Consider the following 20969-nt stretch of genomic DNA (forward strand, 5'->3'; position numbering starts at 1 on the left):
GCCGCCAACTAGACGGAGGAACCTGCGTTTGGTTACGCCCGCCCGCGACGGGAATAGCGCCGGTTCGGATCCCGCCGGAAAAGACGCAGGTCGGCGATCACGACGACGAAGACCAGGTAGGCGGCACTGAATCCGACGATGCTCAGCACCGAGCCGAACAGCCGATGGGTGAGCTCGTAACCCACTTCGAAGCCCAGCGCCTGGGATCCGAGCGCGATCACGCCCAGTCGCAGCTGGTTGGTGATGAAGATCAGCGCCGTGGAGAAGAAGAGTGCTCTGCCGACCTGGGCCCAGCCGACGCGGGTCGTGGCGAGGATCACGCCGCTCAGCGCCAGCACGGGGGCGGTGAGGAATGCGATGGTGCACTCGATCGTCACCATGAACGCGATGGTCCTCCCCGGTTCCACCTCGAGGATGAAGTAGTTCAGGTAGTGGCGCACTCCCCCCGGCACGAACGGGGCGAGCCAGTAGCTGGCGACTCCTGCTTCGAGGATGCGGAACCGTTCTTCGAACAGCACGAGCAACACGGCCGCCGCCATCAGGGCGATCCCGACGGTGATGCGGGCGCCCGTATGGACCGGACCGAAACGAGGGCGGTCGCGCTCTGCCGGCTCGTCGACTGTCGTCGTCCGGGAGAGGGTGAGTGTCGACATCAGGCATCCTTCGCGATCGGGCCCGCCACGTTGATCTCACCGTTGCGGCGGGTCTTCGCCCACCCGTTGCGGCCGCGCAGGATCCGGTAGATGGCGCGGGCGCCCGTCAGGTACACGTAGTAGTCGTAGAGCCACATGCCGAAACCCCAGAGCACCCCTGTCCAGAAACCGGCCTGCGGCTCGCTGTAACGACGGTAGAGGGGTCCCCAGATGAAGAACGGGCCGATTCCGAACATCAGGTAGAAGACGGCGAGGAGCAGCACCGAGCTCAGGGGCAGCGTGACCGCCCCGGAGAGGAGGCCGACGGCGGCTCCGATCACCAGGAGCACGGCCGCGAGGCTCGCGACGACCTGGAACAGGGGGAGCATCAGGTAGTAGCAGACCTCGAGCACGCCGGCGTTGGTGAGCATCGTCGATCGGGCGATCTCCGGGATGTACCGGATGCACTGCATGTTCCCCTGCGCCCAACGGGTGCGTTGGACCGTGAACCGACGAAAGTCGTGCAGAGCCTCCTGGGCGACATACGTGTCATGCAGGTGGCGGTTCTTGTGCCCGGCGAGAAGCACATGGATGCCCAGCTCGTAATCCTCCAGAAGCGATCCGTGCCAGGGGCGATCCGAACGCGCGGCGATGTCGTCCAAGACGGAGAGTCGCGTGAACTGACCGTTGCCGCCGAGCCCGACGGTCTGCGTCCAGCCACGAAGCGACTGGACCGCCGCGATCGGTCCGCGGAACTCGAGGTCCTGCATCCTGATGAGGAATCGCCCGAACGTGTTCCGGGCCCACCCTGCGCCCTCGACAGGGTGCCGGTCATCCCGGTTCTTCATGAACACCGTGACCTGGGCCGCACCCACCTCCGGGTCTCCGAATGCGTTCGGCGATGCGGCCTGGCGGAGGATGTTCTCGGCCACCTCACCGTCGGCGTCGACGACGCAGACGACGACGCTCGAACGGTCGGTGTCGTCGGGGAGGAACGCGTTCAACTCGAAGTACGCGGCGTTGAGCGCATCACCCTTGCCCGTTCTGGCATCGGGGCGTCTGCGCTGCACGAGGTGCACGTACGGGTCCGCATCGGCGGCGGACTGCACGATCTCGGCGGTCCCGTCGTCGCTGTCGTCGTCGATCACCCAGACGTGTGCTTCCGGGACGGTGGTGCGGAGCATCCGGATGGTGCGTCCGATGACGACCTCCTCATCACGGCACGGCACGAACATGTGCCATTCGAACGCGTCGACCGGGCCCTCGGGGTCCGGTGTGCGGCGCAGGAACGGGACCACGATCAGGAACACGTAGACGAGGAACGTCAGCGTGACGAGGAACGATATCGCGTTAGCGGCTGCGATCACGGCGACCTCGGGGGACGGGAGCAGGGGCTGCCTGGCGAAGCAGCCGACGACGCCAGGTGAGGAATGCCCCGGTCCCCATCGCAGCTGCGGCGATGATGACCCAGGTGATCATCGAGTCGGGTCCTGTCATCGCGAGCATGCCGACGACGGCGAGCGGGGTGGATACCTCGGTGCTGTACATCAGCGCCCCTCGACCACGAGAGCGCCGACGACCGACTCGATGTGCGCGGCGATGCGTTCTGTGGCGTGGCCGTCGCCGAACGGGGATGGCAGTGCCGAAAGGCCCGCGAGAGTCTGCTCGACAGAGGAGAGCAGAGCGGCTGCCTCCGTCGAGAGCGTCTGCGGGGTGACGAGCTTGGTGAAGGAACCCAACGCTTCCGGGCGCTCCGTCGAGTCCCGCACGACGAGGACCGGACGGCCGAGGACCGTGGCCTCCTCCTGGATGCCACCGGAGTCGGAGACCAGCACGGCGGCGTGCGCGGCGAGGGCGAGGAACCGCTCGTACGGCAACGGCTCTTCGGCGATCAGGGCATCGAGGAGGTGTTCCGCGTCGAGCGTGGCCAGCATCGCCCTGGTCCGCGGATGCACCGGGAAGACGACCGGCCACCCGGATGCTGCGATCTCGTTGAACGCGTGCAGCGTCGCGAGCAGATTCTCGGGGGAGTCGACGTTCTCCTGCCGATGCAGGGTCGCGAGCACGTACCGGGCGGGATAGAGGCGGAGACGGACGAGTTCGTCGCCATCGGTATGAGCGGCGGCCCGCTGCGCACGGACGGCTTCGACCACGGGGTTGCCCGTGACGAGGATGCGCTCCTCGTCGATGCCTTCCGCGAGGAGGTTGGCTCGGTTCGTCTCGGTTGCGGCGAACAGGTCGTCCGAGATGTGATCGACCATCACCCGGTTGTGCTCCTCCGGCATGCGCCGATCACGCGCCCGCAGGCCCGCTTCGACATGGCCGAGACGGACACCGGCGGCGTTCGCGGCGAGAGCGGCGGCGAACGTGGCATTCGTGTCGCCCTGGACGACGACGTACTTCGGCTCGACCTGCGTGATCGCCTCGGCGATCTGCTCGGCCCCACGCCCGATCTGCGCCGCCCGCGGAAGACCGCCGACGTGGAGCTGGCGGTGGACGCGTTCGATCCCGCACGACTTGAGGAACACCCCTGACATGGCCCGGTCGTAGTGCTGACCGGTGTGGACGACGTAGGCGGCGTCACCGAGGCGACGCACCAGAGGTGCGAGTTTGACGATCTCGGGGCGAGTACCGAACACGATCATCACCGAGGACTTCGGCAACTCGACGGCTCCGGACGGTGTGGAGAACTTCATTTTGGGTACCTCGATCAGCCCCCGGGGGAGAATCCCCCGGGGCCGATGTGCTCAGTGATTAGCGGTTGGACTTGCGACGGGCGCCGACGACGATGAGGAATGCCCCACCGGCGAGAAGGATGACCGCGGGGATGGCGAGAGCGAACGTCGCCCCGGTCTGAGCCAGCCCCGCAGCCGCGGGAGCGGTGAGAGTGGTCACGGCGCACGACCAGGTCTCATCCCCCTCGCAGGCGTGAGCAGCGGTGAGCGGCGGCAGCGGCGGCAGGTCGGACAAGTTCTCCGGGAACGGGATTCCGGCCTGCGCCGCAGCGCCGCGCAGAGCGTCGATCATGGTCTGGTCGTAGGCGACCGTCGCACGGTTGACGACCTTCGCCTTCGCGTCGGCGGGCACCTGGGCCCGCATCGTCATGGTGACCGTCTGCCCTGGCAGGATCTCCTGGACCACCCAGCCGACACGGTCCTTCACGGCGACGCCACCGGTCGATGCGGCGATGAACCTCGCCCCATCCGGCAGATCGTCCACCACCGGAATCTGCACCGCGGTGCCGGGGCCGGTGTTGGCCACAGTGATGGTGTAGTCGAGGATCGCGCCGACCTGGGCTGTCGACTGCTTCACCGTCTTGCTGATCTCCAGTGACGCGAGCGCCGGGATGACCGTCATCGCGCAGGCCTGCTGAGCACTGTCGGGGCACGGCGTGAGCACGGTCGGGTCCGGTGTTCCGGCCGGCACGCCGGTCGGGTTCTGCACGCTCGCGCGGTTCAACAGCTGCGCTTCTTCGAGACCGCCGGGCGTGGTGCCGGTCACGTGCAGCTCGACCTCGCCCCCGGCAGGAACCTCGGGGACTGTCCACTTCACGGATCCGTCGGCGACCACACCGCCCTGATCTGCGGATACCGCAGTCAGCCCGGTGGGCAGCTGGTCGACGACCGGTACCCCGACGGCAGCCGCCGTACCGGAGTTGGCGACGACCACCGTGTATGTGAGCACCTCACCGTGTCCGGCGATCTGCTTGTCGACGAGCTTCGACACCGACAATGCGGGGAGTGCGGCGACGACCGTGGTGGCGCAGGCAGCGGCCGGATCGTCTGAGCACGGGGTCGCATAGACCGGGGCAGGGGTGTCGGTCGGGGCATCAGCGGGATTCTTCGCGACCACACGGTTCACGAGAGTGGTGTCGGCGCCGGCGCGGTCGACGACGCCGGTCACGTGCAGCTGGCTCTGACCGCCGGCGGGGATGCTGTCGATCACCCACGACACCGTCGAGTTCTCGATCTTTCCCCCGCGGTCGGCGGCGGGGGCGTCCAGACCGACCGGGAGCACGTCGGTGACCGGCACCTGGCGCGCATCGGCCCGCCCGGTGTTCTTCACGGTGATGGTGTAGTCGAGCTTGTCGCCAGGCACAGCGGCAGCCTTGTCCACGACCTTCGACACCGACAGTCCAGGGAAGGTGGGGTCGGGCGTCGCCGTCGCGGTCACCCCGAAGGCGTAGCCGTCCAGGTTGCCCGTCTGGCCAGGGCTCAGCGAGAAGCGGGCGACGTCGAACACGACCTTGGTGATCTTCGTTCCGGGCACCGTGAAGCTCCCGCACCCGCCCGGCCGGTCGGCCGCAGCGCAGTTGATCGCGGCGTCGCCTCGGAAGTATCCGTCTCCGCCGTCGGTGAAGGTCGCTCCTGCAGAGACGGTGGCTCCGGTGGCTCCCCCATCGGCCGAGGCGAAGCGGATTCCATCGGCCACAGACCACCCGCTGATGCCGCTGCCTGCTCCGAACTCGGCGATGTGGATCGCAGGGTTGTCCACCGGGCGGTCGAACGCGATCGTGATCTGACCTTCACCGCATCTGTTCGCCGTGCCGCAGTTCTGCGAGGACAGCATGGTCAAGACCGGGAGATCCTTGGCGGAGACTCCGTCGGCGTACATGGCGTCCCGCCCGCTCCAGTCGCTGAGCGACTTCCCGTCTCCGCTGAACGTGCGGGCTCCACCGCCGGAGATCGTCACCGTCGCGATGGTGCCGTCGGCGAGAGCGAACGTGCCGGTCTTGGCGTCCGTGACGGTCGCGGAACCTGCGGCGAGGGCGGGGGCGGCAGTCGCGGCCACTGCGCCCATCGCGAGCAGGATTCCGAGCATGAACGTGCCCGTTCGTTTCAACATGGCGATTTGGTTCCTATCTCAAGTGCCTGGTCGTCCGTGAGCACCTCGAGGGTGCCGGACGCGTACTGGACGGCGAATGCCGCCGCGCATTACGCGAGGGGAGGAAATCAATCCACGATGACCACCTCCGCCGAGGCGGCGCCCGAGATTCCGGCGATATTGGATTGCACGAAGCTCACGCTGATCGCCGTTCCCGACGGCACCGGATAGGAGCTGACATCGACGCTCGCCTGCCACACGGCATCACTCGCACACGTACCGGCGGCGATGGTGACGCCGTAGACCGTGACGGTCAGATCGGCGCCGACCTCGCACCTCACGGAGGCCGAGATCCACTCGGTCCGGGAGACCTGGGCGGGAATGCTGATGATCACGGGCGCGGCGGGAACCCTCGCGGGCGGCGGCGGCGGAGCCACGGGGTTCTGAGGCTGTTCAGGGGCGGCTGAGGTGGCAGGCGCCTGTTCGGGGGGACTCGCCGCGGGCGGCGGCGCAGGGGTGGGTTCGGGTTCAGGGACCAAGGTCGGAAGAGGACTCGATGCCGGTGTCCTCTGACGGAGATCTTCCTCGGCTGCCGAGGTGGCCTCGACCATGGGCGCATTGTTCACGACCGTGGTCGAGACCCCGACGGCGAGTGTGGTCGCCGCGGCGACGGAGAGCATGATCACACCCGCCTTGGCACTGGCGAGGCCGACGACAGGCACCGTGACCGCGGTCGGCATCACGGCCGCGTTCGCCGATGATCCTGCGGAGGCGAGAAGCTCCCACCCCTGCGCGCCGGCACCGAGCGCGATACCGGCGGGGATCAGGACCGAGAGCATGCGTGAACTGGCCTGTCGCGCCTCATCTGCTTTGGCGCGGCAGTCCGTGCACTGTTCGAGATGCGCCTGAACCCGTTCGGAGTCGCGAGACGTGAGGCGACGACGGGCGTGTGCGCCGAGCTTGCCGAGTGTCCACCGGCATTCCTTGGATGCGGGAGGCCTCGATGCGAGGTGGGCGACGATCCACGCCTGCCGGAGTCCCTCCCTGGCGCGAAATGCGAGCACCGCCGCCGCACGTTCGGTGATCTCGAGACGATTCCCGATCTCCTGCATGGAGAGGTTCTCGATCTCGGCGAACCAGAGCACCTCCTGCCAACGGTCCGGGAGAGCGAGGATCGCGGTCGACACGAGGGACGCGTCGAAGTCGGCATCGGCGGCGGCTTCGGTCGAGGCGGGGTCCTCGACCGCTTCGATGTGCTCGATGGGGATCTCGCGGCGGGAGCGCCCCCAGCTGATCGCCAGATTCCGCATCGTGGCGAAGAGATAGGGCTTGAATGCACTCGTCGGGCCCTTCCCCGCCTTGATCGCCTGGTAGATCCGAGTGAAGGATTCGGCGACGAGATCGTCGGGATCGGCCGACCACCAATAAGTGCGAGCGACGGCTCCGGCGATCTGGGAGTAGCGCTGCCAGAGTTCGGCGTAGGCCCGCTGGTCGCCGGTTCGTGTGCGAGCCAGGAGATCAGCGTCCTGGTCCTGCTCGACGTCTGCTCGTTCGTGATTCATGTTTCCCCTTCCCCCAAAGGAGTTGGCAGGACGAAGCGGCAAGCCTCGTCCTGCGCGATTCGCACGCGGCCGGGACGCAGTCGAACATCGTCGAAGCGCCCCGGCCGGGTGGTGAAGCTAGCGGCGGAACCGGTGGAACCGTCGCAGGATGATGAGACTCGCTCCCCCGCCGAGCAGCAGCACCGCGACGAGCACGCTCGCTGTCGCCGACGCCATGCCCGTGGTCGCGAGAACCGCACCGGCGGCGCTCGGGGTGGGCGGCGGTGTGACCTTCATCGCCACCGGATTCTCGACCGAGACCGTGATCGTCTCGCCTGCGACCGTGAAGTGCTCCGGGCTGATGGACGGTGTGCCCCAGGTGATGCCCTCGAGCGCCTTCGGCGTGCGTTCGCGGATGGTGACATCGGCTCCGACGGGAAGCTCGGGACCTTCGACCGGCGCCCCGGCCTCGAGTGTGAGTTCACCCGACCCGGCGGGGAAGCCCGGCCCGGCCGGGTACGAGTACTCGATCACGTAGTCGGTGCCGGTGGGCACCAGCGCGGTCGCCGCGGCCGGACCGACGAGGGTCTTCACTGCCATGAAGGGCTGCGTCCGCAGAGTCGCGGTGTTCGTCAGCGAGATATCGACCGCCGCCCCTTCCTTGATCACGAACTCCTGCTGCGAGAAGTCGGGGGTGGCCCAGTCGAGATTCGTGGGCAGCCCGCTCAGCGACTCCGAGAGCTCGACGTTGCTCCCCACCGGGAACTCGGGGCTGGTCCACACCTTTCCCGCCTTGACCGAGAACTCGCCCGAGGCGACCGTGCCGTCCGGTGCGGTGACGGTGTAGCCGCCGCGGTAGGTGAGAGCGTCGAGGTTCGCAGAGGCACCGAGAAGTCGCTTGCCGATCGTGAACGTGCCGACCACGGTCCCCTCCCCTGTGCCGGAACCGCCGTGCCGAGTGACCTCTGCGGTGGTGGTGCCGGTCGACTGGGTGCCGACGGTGATCTCAGCCGCGTTCTGATACGTACCTGCCACGCCGCCGTCGGTGACCTTCGACAGGTAGTGGACGTTGTAGAAGTACCCCTCGCTCGCGGTGAAGGAGACGATGGCTCCATCAGCCGAGACGGTGTAGTCGGTCGCCGGTCGCTCGGTGAACGGTCCGGGAACGACCAACCCGCTGGGGAGCGTCTCGAAGGTGTTGGTCGCCCAGAGACTCGGGTAGCGCTCGCCGCTGGCCGATGCAGCCAGAAGTGTCTGGTTCGCTCCGATGACGTCCTTGACGACGACGTTCTGCCCCGCGGTCATGCCCGTGGCGCCGGCGCCGATCGCGACATCCCAGAAGATCGTGTCGGTGCCGTTCTGGTACTCGCCGCTCTTGAAGTTCGACCGGCCGGTGAAGCTGCAGGAATCCGTGCACGAGAACGGATTGGGCTTCACATCGACCGTGGCGCTGGCGTCACCGAAGTCGTACTCCACCGTCGTCTGCTCCGTCACCTCGGTGGTCACGGTCGCCCAGAAGGAGAAGCCCCCGGACAGTCCGACCGGATGGCTGTTCACATAGGCGCTGTCGAGGTCGCAGATCAGCTGCGCCGCAGTGGTCTCGCAGTTTCCCATCACTGTGCCGCCGGCGTCGAGCAGGGGGAACGTGTCGGGCAGCCCGCGAAGCCCCTCCGGCAGGTCGACGACGAATCCCGCGGGCGTGGCCGGGTGATCGGGCAGGGACCAGGTGCCGGTCAGTTCCGTCTTCGTCCCGCTCTGGATGACGCTGTCCGTGAACTGCACGGAATCGAGCGTCGCCTCGGTCGCGTACGGAGGCGCAGCGACCGCAGACAGCGGCGCGAACACGCCACCGACGAGTCCGGCAAGCAGGACAGCGAGAGCGGCGCCGCGTCGACCGAGACGGCGTCTCCTCGGCGTATGGGCTCGGACAGGTGGCAGGTCGGTCAACATGATTTCCTCCGGTTTTCGGGCAGCGACCTCTGAGCTTTGGTGCGCTATCGGGAACTAGACGCGGCAACCGGGAAGGCACTACGACGCGCTCGTCAGATTTGAGGTATCCGACAAAGAGGGAGGCTCACATCTCCAAAGCGAAACGTCCCGCGCCAGGGACGCCGCCCCCGGGATCCGGTCGCGTGAACGTGAGCTGCGCGCTCCGAACGGCCACGGCGGCGTCTCGGATCCGCACCGACAGTACCCGCCCGGCACCTCGCCTCACGCGTGCATTCGACAGTGCATATCGGCGTTCCGGCATTGCTTCTCCAGTGGGGAATGTGCGGCGGGTCAGGGGAGGGGAGACCCGCCGCACTAAGAGCCGGTTCCGGGGGGAACGACGGCGAGCGGGGAACCCGCCGCCCGGGGTCGCGGATCCCGTCCGCACCAATTACCCCGACCAAGCCCTCGGGAGCAGGACGGCGATAGCCCTGATCCATTACGCGCGGCACACAAGAATTTTTCTCACCTGCGGCGCAGCGGCATCAGGCGGTACGGGCGCACCCGGCCGATAGGCTCGGAGCCGTGCCGAACGCCGAAACATCCGCCTCCGCAGCCGACTCCGACCTCCGCCGCGTCGCCGCGGCCCTCGCCGGCGCCGAGCCGCTGAACTGGGTCATCACGGGCGACTCCATCACCCACGGGCTGGTGCACACGCAGGGCGGACGCAGTTATCCCGAGCACCTGCACGAACTCATCCGCGGCGAGCTCGAGCGCGTGCGCGACATCGTGCTCAACACGGCGATCAGCGGCAACCGCGTCGTCGACCTCCTCGACGACTGGGACCGCCGGGTCGCGTCGTGGAACCCCGACGTCGTGACCCTCATGATCGGCACCAACGACGCCTCAGACGGCGGACCACGCGAAACCATCTCGGCAGCGGAGTACGCCGCTTCATTGCGCGACTTCGTGGCCAGGGTGCGCGAGCTCGGCGCCGTCCCGGTGCTGCAGACCCCGCCGGCGATCGACATCCCCAACGCACCGGAGCGCGCCAGGATCGGCGAGTTCGCCGAGGCCGTGCGCGACGTCGCTGCGAGCGAGGACGTCATCCTCATCGACCAGTACGCCCGCTTCGCCGAACTCGGCGCCGGCGGCGTGCCGTGGGGACTGATGAACGATCCGTTCCACCCGAACGCGACCGGTCACGCCGCCCTCGCACTCGAACTCGCGACCGGCCTCGGCATCCGCCCCGAGGGCCCCCGCGCACGCACCTTCGCCCTGCTCGACGGCGTGGTCGAGGCTGCCCGGCTGAACGGCTGAACCGGCCGCGAGACCCCTCACCCGTGCTGGACGAAGGTCCCCTGGACGGGAGCTGCGGCCCACCAGTAGGTTGAGCGCATTCGCACTCGACAGTGAGGTGGGACATGGCGCACGTGGTGGCGACCGGGGCCGGCAAGGCCATGATGGAGCGTCGGAACGACCCGACGCATGACTACATCCTCGAGCTCACCGGTAAGGAGCGACCACGGGTCCTCTTCGTCGGCACGGCGACCGGCGACGATGCCGCGTACATCGTGAGCTTCTACTCCACCTACGACTCCGACAAGTGCGCGCCGCATCACCTGCCGCTCTTCCATCGCGCCGTCGACGACCTCGCGGGTTTCGTGAAGAGCTTCGACGTGATCCACGTCGGCGGCGGCAACACGGCCAACATGCTCGATGTCTGGAAGCGCCAGGGCCTCGACGAGATCATGCGCGAAATGTGGGAGGACCCGGCGTCGAACGTGGTCTTCACCGGCGGCAGCGCCGGGGGGATCTGCTGGTTCGAGGGCGGCACGACCGACAGCTACGGACCAACGCTCCAGGTGCTGCCGGAAGGACTCGGCTTCCTGCACGGCAGCTTCTGCCCGCATTACGACGCCGAGGACCAGCGCCGGCCGCTCTTTCACGCCTCCCTCCTGAGCGGCGAGCTCTCCACCGGGTACGCGGTCGGCAACCTGCAGTCGCTGCACTTCGAGAACTCCGAGTTCGTCACTGCGATCAGTCCGGTCGAGGACGCACTCGCACTACGGGTCGAAGCCATCGACGGCAAGATCGTCGAGACCGAGCTGCCCACGAAGGTGCTCACCGGGAACGCCCCGATCGTTGCGGGACCGTCGTCGTGAACGACAACGTGTGGATCCTCGTCGCGCAACTGATCGTCGTCATCGGCGCCATCTACATGGGCACCCGCACGAGCGGGATCGGCCTGGGAGTGTGGGGGCTGGTCGGCGTGGCCGTCCTCATCTTCGTCTTCGGGGAGGCCCCCGGCAATGCGCCGGTCGATGCGGTCTTCATCGTCATCACGGTGATCACCGCAGCCTCGACCATGCAGGCGGCTGGCGGCATCGACTGGATGGTGTCGGTCGCGGCGAAGGTCATCAGACGCAAGCCGAAGTCCGTGGTGTTCCTCGCCCCGGCGATGTCGTTCCTCTTCACGGTCGGCGCCGGCACCGGCAACATCTTCTACCCACTGCTGCCCGTGATCTACGACGTCTCGTACCAGCAGAAGATCCGTCCGGAGCGGGCACTCTCGGTCTCGGCCGTCGCCTCGCAGGTCGGCATCCTCTGCTCCCCCGTCTCCGCCGCGACCGCCTCGATGGTGGTGCTGCTCGCTCCGCAGGGAGTCGACCTCGGCGGCCTGCTGCTCATCATGTGGCCGGCCTCCATCGCCGGACTCTTCGTCGCCGCGCTCGTCATGATGCGCCACGGCAAGGACCTCGAGGACGACCCCGAGTTCCAGAAGCGCCTCGCCGACCACCAGATCAAGCCGCCGGAGACCGACGCGCACGAGAAGAAGCTCGCTCCCACCGCTGTGCTCTCCGCTTCGCTGTTCCTCGCCGGTGTCGGCGTGATCGTGTTCTTCGGCCTCTTCGAGGGACTGCGTCCGGTGATCGGCACCGACGACGCCGGCGACCCGGTGCGCCTCAGCGTCACGGTCATCATCGAGGTCGTGATGGGCATCATCGCCGCGCTGATCTTCGTCTTCTGCAAGGTGAAAGCGGCTGATGTCCCCAAGCAGCCCACCTTCCCCGCGGGCATCGTCGGGGCCATCGCCCTCTTCGGCATCGCCTGGCTCGCCAACACGTTCGTCGCGGCGAACCAGAAGCTCATCGTCGACGGGCTCGGCTCCGTGGTCTCCGGATCGTCGGCGTTCCTCGGCGCACTTCTGTTCGCCCTGGCGCTGTTCGCGGTCGCGATGCTCACCACCAGCCAGTCGAGCGCGACGAACGCCATCGTGCCGATCGGCATCACGATCGGCCTCCCGGCGACGCTCCTCGTCGGCTTGTGGCCCGCGACCATGGGCATCTACACGCTGCCCGCCAACGGCAGTCAGGTCGCCACAGTGGCGTTCGACCAGACCGGGACGACGAAGATGGGCAAGTTCGTCTTCGACCACTCGTTCCAGCTGCCGAACCTCATCTACATCGGCGTCGCGATCATCGTCGGCGTGACGCTGTCTCTTCTGTTCGCCTGATCTGAGCGGCCGTCCAGGACATGACCGACAGCGTCGACCGGGCGACACTCCGGCAGTTCCTGCTGGGGCTGGCGCAGGGCATGAACGCCTCGGCCGAATCGGTCGACCGCATCCGCGACATCATGACCGAGGTGGCGGCGGCCTACGGCGGCGACGACGCCGACTTCGTGGTGCTGCCCACGATCATCCTCATCGAGAGCGGTGAGTCGGAGGAGTCCCGTGTCGCGATCCGCTCGGCGACGAACGCCTCGTTCCGCTTCGATCAGATCGCCGCGCTGTACGAGTTGATCGCCCAGGCCAAGACCGGCTCGATCCCTCCGCTCGACGGCATCAGGCGCCTCAACGAGATCGGGGCGATGCGTCCGAGACTCGGTTGGGTCACCCGGACTCTCGGCCACGCGGTGCTGACGACCGGGCTCGCGCTCCTCCTCGCCCCGACGTGGCAGGGTGTCGTCGTCGCCTTCGTGCTCGGAGCGGGGATCGGACTGCTGAAGCTGGTCCGCTCGCCGACGCTGCAGCTGATCATGCCGGTGGCCGCGGCGTTCGTGTGCGCGACCGCGGTGTTCCTCCTGGCCGAGGTGATCGAGATCGGCGATCCGATCCGCCTGCTCATCGCACCGTTGGTCACCTTCCTCCCCGGCGGTGTGCTGACGAGCGCAACCGTCGAACTCGCCGCCGGACAGATGATCTCCGGCGCCTCCCGCCTGGTCTACGGCTTCGTGCAGCTGGCCCTGCTGGCGTTCGGCATCCTTGCCGCGGGAACCGTGGTCGGCGTGGACTCCTCCTCCTACGAGGCTCTGGACGCAGGCACCCCGCTGCCGTGGTGGGTGGCGTTCATCGGGATCATCGTGTTCGCGCTCGGCAACTACCTGCACTTCTCCGCTCCGCCCTCGACGTTCGGGTGGGTGCTTCTCGCCCTCGTCGTCGCCTACGCCGGGCAGTGGGCGGGCACCGAGTTCGTCGGAGCGACCGTCGGCGGCTTCGTCGGCGCCGTCGCGATGACCCCCGTCGTGCTCTGGATCGCGACGCTCCGGCATGGTGCGCCGTCGCAGCTCACATTCCTCCCGGCGTTCTGGCTGCTGGTCCCTGGCGCCGCCGGACTGGTCGGACTCACCGAGGCCGTCGCCACGGACGGCGGGCTCTCCGACTTCACGACCGCCCTGATATCGGTCATGTCGATCGCGCTCGGCGTGCTGATCGGCACCGCGCTCTACCGCGTCGTGCACCATGGAGCCGAGGAGATCGTGCAGTTCGCCGTGGCTCTCCCCGCACCCGACGAGACCTCAGCGGCCCCGAGGTTCTGGTCACGGCTCACCGCACCGTGGCGTCGCTCGTCAGGCACTTGACGCCGCGCTGGCACTGTCACACGCGCCCCGCCGGGCCCGGAAGATGCCGTATGCGGAATTGGACATTTGGGACTGCCGCGCGACGACGCCGCTCACTATGCTCGGCATCACCAATACCGGCGGGCGACACCAATGGAGGTCGCGGTGGAAGCGCTTTTCGTCATTGCTCAAGCATGTGTGGTCATCGGGGCGATCGTCCTGGGCGTGCGAACGGGAGGCGTCGGCCTCGGTCTCTGGGGTGTTGCAGGCACTCTCGTGCTGGTGTTCGCGTTCCGGCTGCCGCCCGGCTCCCCACCGGTGGATGCGTTCTTCATCATCATCGCGGTGATCACGGCCTCAGCGGCGATGCAGGCCGCTGGGGGGATCGACTATCTCGTCGCGATCGCGTCGAAGATCATCCAGCGCAATCCCCGTCGACTCACCTATGTCGCCCCTCTCGTCTCCTTCCTCTTCACGGTCCTCGCCGGTACCGGCAACATCTACTTCGCCCTGATCCCGGTGATCTACGAGACCGCGTATCGCAACGGCCAGCGCCCGGAGCGCGCACTCGCGGCGTCGACCGTCACCTCGGCCCTCGGCATCACCGCGAGCCCGGTCTCTGCGGCGATGGCCGCGTACCTCGTGCTGCTCGAACCGAGCGGCTTCTCGCTCGTGAAGATCCTCGCGATCACCGTCCCCTCCGCGATCGTCGCGTGCCTGCTGACCTCGTTCGTGCAGCAGCGCATCGGCAAGGAGCTGCTGGATGACCCGGTGTTCCTGAAGCGTGTCGAGGAGGGTCGCGTCGAGATCCCGGCCGCCCTCGCAGGCGAAGCGGCTTCACGCGGGATCGCCGTCCGCGCCGCGGGCTCCGCGGGCTCCGCGGGCTCGGGCAGCTCGACGGCCGTCGCCTCTGACACCTCAGGCTCCGCTTCACCGTCCGGCGGCGGCGCGGGCATCGAGCACGTCGTCCCGAAGGGCGGAGCGACCGCCGCATGGATCTTCCTCAGCGCGACGTTCATGGTGGTGCTGATGGGACTCTTCCCGGTGCTGCGCCCCTCGTTCCCCACCGGCGAAGACGGAGCGATGCAGCCCATCGGCATGTCGCCCGTGATCGAGATGCTGATGTTCACCGCCGCACTGGTGATCATCCTCGTCCGCCGTGTGAAGCCGGCCGCGATCGTGGAGCAGTCGCTGCTGAAGTCGGGCTTCGTCGCCGCCATCGCCCTGTTCGGCATCGCCTGGATGGCCGACACCTTCATCTCGGCCAACCAGAAGACGATCATCGAGCCCCTCGGCGGTTTCATCGACGTGGCTCCGCTGTTCCTCGCGGTGGTGCTGTTCCTGGTGGCCGGCCTCACCACCAGCCAGTCGGCCACGACGAACACGATCATCCCGATCGCCCTGGCCGCCGGCCTCGGACCGGGCGTCATCACCGCCATGTGGCCCTCGCTCGTGGGTGTGTGGCTGTTCCCCGCGAACGGCTCGCAGATCGCTGTCGTCGAGACCGACCTGACCGGATCGACCAAGCTGTCGCAGCTTCCGATCTGGCATTCGTTCACGATCCCGATGCTCGTCGCCTGGGTGTCGACGGTCGCCGCCGGCCTCGTGATCCAGCTGCTCGTGCACTGAACACATCAACGAACCTGAGCGCATCAAGAACCTGCAGAGAGGAATCCGATGAGAGATTCAGCGGAGGTCGTCGCCGCGACGGCCGAGATCATGCCGACCGTGCTCGAGCGTCATGCCGCGCTGGTGCGCATCCCGTCGATCGCGTTCCCCGGTTTCGATCCCGAGCCGGTCCATGCGATGGGTCAGGCCGTCGTCGACCTGTTCACCGAAGCAGGAGCCACCGACGTGCGCCTGCTCGATGTGCCGGGCGGATACCCGTGCGTATACGCCGATCTGCCAGGCCCTGAGGGCACCCCGACGGTCCTGCTCTACGCGCACTACGACGTGCAGCCGGCGCCACCGGAACAGGGGTGGAAGACCGATCCGTTCGTGCCGACCGCAGGTGACGACGGACGGATCTACGGTCGCGGCTCGGCCGACGACAAGTCCGGCCTCGCGATCCACTTCGGCACCCTGAAGCTGCTCGCCGGCGATCTGCCGTGCCGCGTGAAGATCCTCATCGAGGGCGAGGAGGAGACGATCTCGCACCTGGAGGAATTCGTCGAGGACAACCCCGAGCTGTTCGCGTGCGATGTCGCTGTCATCGCCGACATGGGCCCGCAGGCGGTCGGGCGCCCCACGCTGACGACCGCCCTCCGCGGTGACGTGGCCTGCACTGTCACCGTACGCACGCTCGGCAGCGCCGTGCACTCCGGCCTGTTCGGCGGTGCGGCGCCCGATGCGATGACGGCGATGATCCGGCTCCTCGACCGGCTGCACGACGAGAACGGCGACACGACCATCCCCGGCGTCGACAGCGGCACGTGGCCGGGAGCGGCGATGGATGCCGACATCTACCACGCGGCATCGTCGATCCTCGAGGGCGTCGACTACCTCGGCACCGGCTCGCTCTCCGACCGCGTCTGGGCCAAGCCCTCCGTCACGGTGCTGGGCCTCGACATCCCGAACACCGCTGAGGCGTCGAACGTGCTGCTCCCCGAGGTCACCGCGAAGCTCTCGATGCGCGTCGTCCCCGGCTCCGACGCGGATGCACAGCTCGACGCGCTGATGGACTTCCTGCGCGCCGACCCGCCGTGGAACAGCGTCGTGGAGGTCGCGAAGGTCAAGACGGGGCATGCGTTCGCCGTCGACATGAACGCGCCCGCGATCACCGCCGCCGAGCAGGCACTCGCCGATGTGTACGGCGCCGACGTCGAGGCGATCGGCTCCGGAGGGTCGATCCCGCTGATCGCCTCGATCCAGAAGATCGCCCCCTCGGCCGCGATCATCCTCTGGGGTGCAGAGGACACCGCGAAGGCCAACATCCATGCGGCCGACGAGTCGGTGGATCCGGGCGAGATCGAGCGGATGATCGCCGTGCAGACCCTCCTGCTGGACCGCCTGGGCTCGGCATGAGCCCCCCGACGGCGAAGGAGGCGAGCGCCCGCCTCGCCGTCGGGGTGCTGCTCGTCACCTGCATCTCGACGCTCGTCGTCAACGCGAACACCTCGGCCGTCACGATCCTGCTCCCGGCGATCTCCGCCGACACCGGGATGTCGGTCGACACCCTGCAATGGGCCGTCACGGGGTACTCGTTGATCGGTGCGGCGACGATCGTGACCTCGGGCGCACTGGGAGACGTGTTCGGTCGACGCCGGCTGTTCCTCATCGGTCTCGCACTGTTCATCGCCTCGTGCGTCATGATCGCGCTCGCGCAGGACGGCCTGATGGTCATCGCCGGGCGCTGCATCCAGGGAGCCTCCGGGGCCACGATCCTCGCCTGCGGGATGAGCCTGATCGCCGCCGCCCATACGAAGACAGCCCAGTTGAGGGCGGTCACGCTGTGGGGTGCGGCCTCGGCGATCGGCGCGGCAGTCGGCCCGCTCGTCGGTGGCATCCTGGCCTCGACGACCGGATGGCAGGGTCTGTTCTGGATCGATGCCGCGATCGCCGCCGTCTGCATCCCCATCACACTCGCCTCGGTCAAGGAGTCGAGAGACCCGGCGCGCACCCGCTCCATCGACCTCGCGGGAACCGTGCTCATCGCCGTGATCCTGGCCCCCGTGATCTTCGCGCTGACGAACGGCTCGGCCTGGGGCTGGGCATCCCTCGCGACGATCGGATGCTTCGTGCTGTCGGCCGCCGCTGTCGTGGCCTTCATCCTCGTGGAGCAGCGCGTGAAGGCGCCGCTCCTCGATCTGAAGCTGCTCCGCAACCCGGTGCTCGTCGGCGCGACGATCGCCATCCTCCTCGGATCCGGCACGATCAACGCGATCATGTACGTGGTCAGCCTCTACTTCCAAGACCCGGTGGCTCTCGGCCTCTCGCCCCTGCAGGCGGGTCTCGCCACGCTCCCGGTCGCGGCGGCCGCGGTCGTGCTCGCCCCTCTCATCTCCCCGGTCGTGGCCCGCATCGGCGCCCGCGTCACCATCGCCCTCGGGTTCATCATCATGACCGCGTCTTTCGCCCTGCTGGCGGCAGTGAACGCTTCGTGGGTCTACGGGCTCTTCGTGCTCCCGCTCGTCGGCGTCGCTGCGGGCATGAGCCTCCAGAACGGGCCGGCGTCCTCGATCTCGACTTCGAGCGTCCCGGCGAACCAGATCGGCGCCGCCTCGGGGATCTCGAACATGGCGCGCTACGTGGGCGCGGCAGTGATGACGGCGATCATCGCCTCGGTCTATTCCTCGGTCGACGCGAAGCGCGTGGCGGACGGCGTGCCGAACGCCGATGCACTGGCTGCCGCCCTCTCGTGGTCGGCGATCTCGATGGGCATATGGTGCGCTCTCGGCATCGCACTGTCGCTTCTGATGGGGCGCCACCGCATCGCCAAGCCGACCGCGGTGGACATCGCCGCAGCTGCCGCCAGCACCTCCCATACGATCGCCGTCCCGGTGACGCAGGACGACGAGCACGCGCCGCGGGCGGGTTCGCGCTGACCCCACCCTGCTTCTGAGGCTGCCGGGAAGACGCGCGCAGCTTGCCACTACGGAATTTCGGAATATCGTAGAGGTGGGGACCTGGGGAGGTACGGTGTGGCATTTGTCGCGGTGGGGGACGGACAAGTACCGCGGGTGTCGGCGCACGTCATCGGCCGCCCACGACTGAACGCCGCGCTCGAGACCGAGGCGCCCCTGACGCTGATCCGCTCCGCATCCGGTTCTGGCAAGACGACCGCTCTCGTCGAATGGGCGTCTGCGACCGCTTCCCGCATCGTGTGGTTGACCGTGACGCCCGCGATATCGACGAGCGACGCCCTCGCCCTCGCCCTCTTGAGGGCCCTGCCTCGCGCGAGTCCCGCACACACCGCCGCCGGCGACGAAGGCTGGGCCGCCGTGACCTCACGCCTGCGCGGCACGGAAGGTCCGCTCGTCGTGGTTCTCGATGATGCGGCCGCCATCGACCGTGAGGGCGTCTTCGCGTTGTGCCGCGCCATCGCCAGCACCCCGCTCACCCGCCTGATCGTCGCCACCAACCGCCCCAGTCCCTTCGACAGCGAAGGGCTGGATCTCGTGATCGACACCACGCTCATCGCTCCCGAAGACCTCATGTTCGACACCGTGGAGATCCGGCGCGCGCTCGACGTCGACGAGGAGACGGCCATCGTCACCCGGGAGGCGACAGGAGGGTTCCCCGCCCTGATCCGCGCCCTGGCTCTGCGCGGTGCGGGAGTGGATGCTGCCTCGCTGCGCGCCGCCACCACCGTCATCGAGGACTACCTGCAGGACCGGCTCGCCGAATGCGCGTTCGATCCGCAGACTCTGGAGGGGCTGCTGCGGATCAGTGTCACCGACTCCGTCGACCTTCCGCTCGCGGTGGCCCTCACCGGCGACGCCGAGGTCGCCAAGGCTCTGGACCAGGCCGAGACTTTCGGCTTCGGCCGGTGGGCGGTCGATGGGCGCAGCAGCTTCGCCCTCACACCGCTCACGCGAGGCATGCTGCGCCGCGAACTCCGCCGGACCTTTCCGGAAGACATGGCTCAGCTGAGGCGCGTCGCTGCGGAAGGTGCCGTGCGCCGCGATCTGCCGCTCGAGGGGCTGCGCCTCGCCCTGGAGGACGACGACCTGCGCCTCGCGACGCACGTCACGATGTCCGGGTGGAACCGTCTGCTGCACCGTGATCGACAGGCCGTCATCGAGATGCTCGGCGACGTGCCCGTTGCGCGCCTCAAGCAGGAGCCTCTCGTGGCCATGCTGCTCGGGATGTGCCTCAAACCCAGTCGGCTCCGGCGCCAGCGGGGACTCCAGCTGCTGCGAATCGCGGTGGCGGCGGCGAACGCCCGTCGGACCACACTCTCGGCGACGGAGCGGATCTTCATCTGGGCCGCTGAGAGCGCGTCGCTGCGCGCGATCGGGCGGCCGGAACGCGCAGCCCAGGTGGCCGCGAGGGCACTGGCCCTGTTCACCGAGACCCCCGAGTCGCAGTGGGAGCAGTACGCGCGAGACATGCCGCTCCTGTGCACGCACCTGGGCATCTCGCTCTACTACGGCGGACAGCAGGATGACGCCGTGCAGCTCTGGGAGCAGGCCGCGGCCCTCGCCGCGGCACACGGAAGCAGCACCGCCTTCCAAGGGATCTGCCTCCTCGCCGGGGTCCACGCCCTGAACGGGGATCTCCCGGATGCCAGACACTACGTCGCACTCATCCGCGACGGCGACTGGGACTCGGCGCTCGTCGACAGCTATCGGGGCACGTTCTACCGTGTGGCCGAGGCGATGCTCGCGGTGGAGGACGGCGACCTCACCGCGGCCAAGCAGCACATCCGCTCCTTCGAGCCCTACCGGGCCACGAGCGAGCATTGGACGACGATGGCCTCCGTGGAGGCGTGGATCGCCCTGCACGAGGGTGAAGCCGCCGCGGGTCTGGAGCGCCTGGAATCGTTCGCCCGTCTCCGAGGAAAGGAGGCGGGTGCAGCTCACGTGCGCCACGCGCTGTCGCGCCCGCGAATGCTCCTGCACCTCGCGCTCGGCGATGTGAGTGCGGCCAGAAGCATCATGCAGCGGGATGCTGTCCCCGATCGTTTCGGCACCGTCCTCAAGCGCGCCCGCCTGGCCCTCATCGACGGCAAGGCTGCCGATGTGCTCCGACTTCTGGGACAGACCCGTCTGCGGCCCTCGACCGCCCGAGAACGCGCAGAAGCATCGGCCGTGCACAGCGCCGCCCTGCACCGGGTGTCTCCTGCGGCCGCTCAGCCGTCGAGCGAGGCGTTGAGCGTGCAGCTCACCGACCGGGGTCTCACCACGCCGCTCGTGCTCCTGAGCGCAGAGGACTTCGGTGCCGTGCGGGCCGACCTCGACCCGACCGGTCGTGCACCCTTCCCCCTGCGATCGGCATTGCCGTCGTTCGCGACCCGGCCCCGACTGTCGTCCCGTGAGCAGGTCGTGCTGCGCGCCCTGACGTCCGGCGCGCCGTTGCCGGCTATCGCCGGCGAGCTGAGCGTCTCGCCGAACACCCTCAAGACGCAGCTCCGCAGCATCTATCGCAAACTCGGCGCCCACAACCGCACCGAGGCGATGGAGCAGGCCGTTCGCCACGGGCTGCTGCCCGAGTGAGACACGGAAGGCCTCGTCCGTCGCATGTGACGGACGAGGCCTTT

15 protein-coding genes are annotated in these 20969 nt (G+C 68.2%); 8 read left to right on the forward strand and 7 right to left on the reverse strand.

What is annotated here, in order from left to right; translation table 11 throughout:
• Positions 1-32: 32 nt before the first annotated feature.
• The 7 genes from ACIQTX_RS00520 to ACIQTX_RS00550 form a co-directional block, all read right to left on the reverse strand.
• Positions 33-653: a hypothetical protein gene (locus tag ACIQTX_RS00520; RefSeq protein ID WP_402967498.1), complete on the reverse strand. Its 621-nt coding sequence runs from the start codon at positions 651-653 to the stop codon at positions 33-35.
• The gene (locus tag ACIQTX_RS00525) at positions 653-1999 is read right to left on the reverse strand and encodes a glycosyltransferase (protein WP_402967501.1); all 1347 of its coding nucleotides are present in this window, start codon (positions 1997-1999) and stop codon (positions 653-655) included. The genes ACIQTX_RS00520 and ACIQTX_RS00525 overlap by 1 nt, the downstream gene beginning before the upstream one ends.
• Positions 1983-2180, reverse strand: coding sequence for an LPXTG cell wall anchor domain-containing protein (locus ACIQTX_RS00530; RefSeq protein ID WP_402967504.1), 198 nt, complete (start codon positions 2178-2180; stop codon positions 1983-1985). Before ACIQTX_RS00530 ends, ACIQTX_RS00525 begins: the two co-directional genes overlap by 17 nt.
• On the reverse strand, positions 2180-3328 hold the full coding sequence (gene wecB / locus ACIQTX_RS00535) for a non-hydrolyzing UDP-N-acetylglucosamine 2-epimerase (RefSeq protein WP_402967507.1): 1149 nt from the start codon (positions 3326-3328) through the stop codon (positions 2180-2182). The genes ACIQTX_RS00530 and wecB overlap by 1 nt, the downstream gene beginning before the upstream one ends.
• A gap of 58 nt (positions 3329-3386) precedes the next feature.
• Positions 3387-5477, reverse strand: a complete 2091-nt coding sequence (locus ACIQTX_RS00540) for a DUF11 domain-containing protein (RefSeq protein WP_402967510.1) — start codon at positions 5475-5477, stop codon at positions 3387-3389.
• A gap of 107 nt (positions 5478-5584) precedes the next feature.
• Positions 5585-7018: a sigma-70 family RNA polymerase sigma factor gene (locus ACIQTX_RS00545; protein WP_402967513.1), complete on the reverse strand. Its 1434-nt coding sequence runs from the start codon at positions 7016-7018 to the stop codon at positions 5585-5587.
• A 117-nt stretch (positions 7019-7135) separates the two neighbouring features.
• Entirely contained in the window at positions 7136-8947 is a 1812-nt protein-coding gene (locus tag ACIQTX_RS00550; protein ID WP_402967516.1) for a DUF5979 domain-containing protein, read from the reverse strand.
• Positions 8948-9511: 564 nt separating this feature from the next.
• On the opposite strand from ACIQTX_RS00550, the gene ACIQTX_RS00555 reads away from it, so the two are divergent.
• The 8 genes from ACIQTX_RS00555 (at position 9512) to ACIQTX_RS00590 (ending at position 20925) form a co-directional block, all read left to right on the forward strand.
• Entirely contained in the window at positions 9512-10246 is a 735-nt protein-coding gene (locus ACIQTX_RS00555) for an SGNH/GDSL hydrolase family protein (protein ID WP_402967519.1), read from the forward strand.
• Between the two features lie 104 nt (positions 10247-10350).
• Positions 10351-11091 (forward strand): Type 1 glutamine amidotransferase-like domain-containing protein, encoded by a 741-nt coding sequence (locus ACIQTX_RS00560; RefSeq protein WP_402967522.1) that lies wholly within the window; start codon positions 10351-10353, stop codon positions 11089-11091.
• Positions 11088-12443 carry an anaerobic C4-dicarboxylate transporter family protein gene (locus tag ACIQTX_RS00565; protein WP_105528127.1) on the forward strand — a complete coding sequence of 452 codons (1356 nt, stop codon included), beginning with the start codon at positions 11088-11090 and terminating at the stop codon, positions 12441-12443. The genes ACIQTX_RS00560 and ACIQTX_RS00565 overlap by 4 nt, the downstream gene beginning before the upstream one ends.
• Before the next feature lie 20 nt (positions 12444-12463).
• Positions 12464-13789 (forward strand): threonine/serine exporter ThrE family protein, encoded by a 1326-nt coding sequence (locus tag ACIQTX_RS00570; protein WP_402967526.1) that lies wholly within the window; start codon positions 12464-12466, stop codon positions 13787-13789.
• A 132-nt stretch (positions 13790-13921) separates the two neighbouring features.
• Positions 13922-15397 (forward strand): anaerobic C4-dicarboxylate transporter family protein, encoded by a 1476-nt coding sequence (locus ACIQTX_RS00575; protein ID WP_402967529.1) that lies wholly within the window; start codon positions 13922-13924, stop codon positions 15395-15397.
• Between the two features lie 48 nt (positions 15398-15445).
• A complete protein-coding gene (locus tag ACIQTX_RS00580) occupies positions 15446-16792 on the forward strand; it encodes a M20/M25/M40 family metallo-hydrolase (protein WP_402967532.1) in 1347 nt (448 codons plus the stop codon).
• Entirely contained in the window at positions 16789-18312 is a 1524-nt protein-coding gene (locus ACIQTX_RS00585) for an MFS transporter (RefSeq protein WP_402967535.1), read from the forward strand. Before ACIQTX_RS00580 ends, ACIQTX_RS00585 begins: the two co-directional genes overlap by 4 nt.
• Before the next feature lie 96 nt (positions 18313-18408).
• The gene (locus ACIQTX_RS00590; RefSeq protein WP_402967538.1) at positions 18409-20925 is read left to right on the forward strand and encodes a LuxR C-terminal-related transcriptional regulator; all 2517 of its coding nucleotides are present in this window, start codon (positions 18409-18411) and stop codon (positions 20923-20925) included.
• The last annotated feature ends 44 nt before the right edge of the window (positions 20926-20969 follow it).

Source organism: Microbacterium sp. NPDC090281 (genome assembly GCF_044769635.1).
GTDB lineage: Bacteria > Actinomycetota > Actinomycetes > Actinomycetales > Microbacteriaceae > Microbacterium.

What these genes read in the sequence shown, in the direction of transcription:
- ACIQTX_RS00520 (WP_402967498.1), bottom strand. Translation starts at nt 653, where the DNA reads ATGTCGACACTCACCCTCTCCCGGACGACGACAGTCGACGAGCCGGCA.
- ACIQTX_RS00530 (WP_402967504.1), bottom strand. Translation starts at nt 2,180, where the DNA reads ATGTACAGCACCGAGGTATCCACCCCGCTCGCCGTCGTCGGCATGCTC.
- wecB (WP_402967507.1), bottom strand. Translation starts at nt 3,328, where the DNA reads ATGAAGTTCTCCACACCGTCCGGAGCCGTCGAGTTGCCGAAGTCCTCG.
- ACIQTX_RS00540 (WP_402967510.1), bottom strand. Translation starts at nt 5,477, where the DNA reads ATGTTGAAACGAACGGGCACGTTCATGCTCGGAATCCTGCTCGCGATG.
- ACIQTX_RS00545 (WP_402967513.1), bottom strand. Translation starts at nt 7,018, where the DNA reads ATGAATCACGAACGAGCAGACGTCGAGCAGGACCAGGACGCTGATCTC.
- ACIQTX_RS00550 (WP_402967516.1), bottom strand. Translation starts at nt 8,947, where the DNA reads ATGTTGACCGACCTGCCACCTGTCCGAGCCCATACGCCGAGGAGACGC.
- ACIQTX_RS00560 (WP_402967522.1), top strand. Translation starts at nt 10,351, where the DNA reads ATGGCGCACGTGGTGGCGACCGGGGCCGGCAAGGCCATGATGGAGCGT.
- ACIQTX_RS00570 (WP_402967526.1), top strand. Translation starts at nt 12,464, where the DNA reads ATGACCGACAGCGTCGACCGGGCGACACTCCGGCAGTTCCTGCTGGGG.
- ACIQTX_RS00575 (WP_402967529.1), top strand. Translation starts at nt 13,922, where the DNA reads ATGGAGGTCGCGGTGGAAGCGCTTTTCGTCATTGCTCAAGCATGTGTG.
- ACIQTX_RS00580 (WP_402967532.1), top strand. Translation starts at nt 15,446, where the DNA reads ATGAGAGATTCAGCGGAGGTCGTCGCCGCGACGGCCGAGATCATGCCG.
- ACIQTX_RS00585 (WP_402967535.1), top strand. Translation starts at nt 16,789, where the DNA reads ATGAGCCCCCCGACGGCGAAGGAGGCGAGCGCCCGCCTCGCCGTCGGG.